Source organism: Streptomyces sp. AC555_RSS877, assembly GCF_019049245.1.
Lineage (GTDB): Bacteria > Actinomycetota > Actinomycetes > Streptomycetales > Streptomycetaceae > Streptomyces.
The window spans coordinates 1-2,514 of record NZ_JAGMUK010000205.1; the positions used below are offsets into that span (position 1 = coordinate 1).

Genomic DNA, 2,514 nt, shown 5'->3' on the forward strand with positions numbered 1-2,514 from the left:
CCGTCCTCAAGCCGAAGCCCTCACGCTTTGGTGACGAGACGGACCTTCCGGGCAGAAAAGCCCGGAACGCTGAGAACCGCTGAGGTTCTGAGCAACGGTGCGACTCCTCGGCTACAGGGACGAAGTGTCGTCGTTGCGCCTGCCGTCCGGTCGGTACGGACTGACCGCCCGGCCGCACTGATCAGGGGATCCGGCACAGGGGAATTGATCGGTCCGGGCAGGAGTGGGGTACCGCGGACCGGTCACTTCGGCAGACGGAGAGCCTCCGACGCGCCCCGAGGCAGGCGACCGTCCTGCGCCCGGTCCGGATCAGCACGGGTCCCACACCTCGGTGACCAGGACCTGCGTCCTGGTCAGTGTGGCTCGCGGATGACGGCAACGCCTCCGGGCGGGATGCTGACGGTGCCGGAGACCGGCTTGCCGGTGAGGAGTTCGACGCCTTCGGCGGGCGCTTCGGCGCCCTTTCCGGTGTGGTCGATGAGGAACAGATAGTCGGCCTCCACGCCCCGGCGCCGGACGACCTCGATCCCGGCGGGTGTGTCCTGCTCCGGTGTGACGCCGGCGTCCTGGCGGATGCGGTGGAGCAGGGCGGCGAGCGAGTCCTGGTCGGGGTGGGTGGCCAGATACCAGGCGGTGCCGTCGCCGTGCGGGTGGCGGGTGACGGCGGGGTGGCCCGCCAAGGGGCCGTCGGCGTAGGCGGCGACGGCTTGCGCGCCGGTGAGCCGGATGCGTTCCGACCACAGGTCGGCGGTGGCGGCCGCAGGCACGTCGCCGGTCAGTCCGGTCGTCTGGCCCGGCAGCAGGGGGAAGAGCTCGTCGGTGATCACTCCGAGGACATCGCGGAAGGCGCCGGGGTAACCGCCGAGGTACACATGGCAGTTCTCGTCGACCATGCCGCTGTGGAAGCCGATGGCCAGGGTGCCCCCGCGTTCGGTGAACCGGGTGAGGTTCGCCGCGGCCGCCTCCGTGACCAGATACATCGAGGGAGCCAGGACGAGTTTGTAGCGGTCGAGTCCCGGGTCGTCGGGGCGTACGAAGTCGACGGCGACCCCGGCCCGCCACAAGGGGGTGTACCAGTCCCGTACCAGGTCCTGGTAGCGCAGTTCGCCGCTGGGCTGGGAGGGCAGTTCCAGTGCCCAGCGGGCGTCCCAGTCCCACACGATCGCCACCTGTGCCGTGCTGGTGGAGTCCCGCACTTCGGCCAACGCCCGCAGGTCAGCGCCGAGTTGGACGACGTCGCGCCAGATCTGGCTGTCGGTGCCGGCGTGCGGGAGCATCGCCGAGTGCCACTGCTCGGCGCCCGCCCTCGCCGCCCGCCACTGGAAGAACGCGATGCCGTCGGCGCCGTGGGCCACGTGCGAGAGCGCGTTGCGGCGCATTTCCCCAGGGAGCTTGGCGCGGTTGACGGGCTGCCAGTTGACGGCACCGGTCGAGTGCTCCATGAGGAACCACGGGCCGCCCGCGAGCGAGCGCATCAGGTCGCCGTGGAGAGCGATGTCGACCTCGGCCTCCGGGTCGTCGGAGAGCAGGTAGTGGTCGTTGGAGAGGATGTCCAGCTCGGGTGCCCAGCGCCAGTAGTCGAGCGCGTCGATGGTGCGCAGGACCAGGAAGTTGGTGGTCGCGGGGGTGTCCGGAGCGGCCCGGCGCAGGACCTCGCGTTCGGCGGTGCACAGGGAGAGCAGTTCGTCGGAGCAGAAGCGGCGCCAGTCGAGCTGGTGGGTGGGGTTCGGGGGAGCCGCGGTGGTGCGGGGAGGCAGGATCTGGTCCCACGAGTAGTACCACTGGCTCCAGAACGTGGTGCCCCAGGCGTGGTTGAGAGCGTCCAGATCGTCCCCGTAGCGGGCTCGCAACCAGGCGCGGAAGGCGGCGGCGCTGGTGTCGCAGTAGCAGGCGTCGTTGTGGCAGCCGTACTCGTTGTGGATGTGCCACATGGCGACGGCCGGGTGGGCGGCGTACCGCTCGGCGAGGGCTTCGGCGATCCGCAGTGCTGCTCGGCGGTAGGCGGGGCTGGACGGGCAGAACGTCTGGCGGCTGCCGTACGAGAGTTTGCGGCCGTCCCGGTCGACGGGTAGTGCCTCCGGGTACGTCTTGAAGAACCATGCTGGTGGGCAGGCGGTGGGGGTCGCCAGGTCGGCGGCGATGCCGTTCTCGTGGAGCAGGTCGAGGATCTTGTCCATGCGGGCGAAGTCGTAGACACCTTCGGAAGGTTCGAGCAGCGCCCAGGAGAAGATGCCGACGCTGACCATGGTCACCCCGGCCTCGCGCATCAGGCGCATGTCCTCGGCCCAGACGTCCTCGGGCCACTGCTCGGGGTTGTAGTCACCTCCGTAGGCGATTCCAGGAATGCGAAGACGGCGTGTGGTACTCACTGGTGGTGCTCCGGGAGAGGTGTAGGGGAGAGGGGAAATGGGGATGTGTCAGCCCTTGTTGGCGCCCAGGGTCAGGCCGCTGACGAACTGGCGCTGGAGCACGAAGTACACGATCAGGGTGGGGATCGCGGTGAGCAGGGCGCCG

1 protein-coding gene and 1 pseudogene are annotated in these 2,514 nt (G+C 69.6%); both read right to left on the reverse strand.

Annotated elements, in window-relative coordinates:
* Nucleotides 1-353: 353 nt before the first annotated feature.
* Nucleotides 354-2,369 (reverse strand): beta-galactosidase, encoded by a 2,016-nt coding sequence (locus KUM49_RS42225; protein ID WP_217242254.1) that lies wholly within the window; start codon nucleotides 2,367-2,369, stop codon nucleotides 354-356.
* 48 nt (nucleotides 2,370-2,417) lie between these two features.
* Nucleotides 2,418-2,514, reverse strand: a pseudogene (locus tag KUM49_RS49430) (carbohydrate ABC transporter permease); the annotation flags it as partial.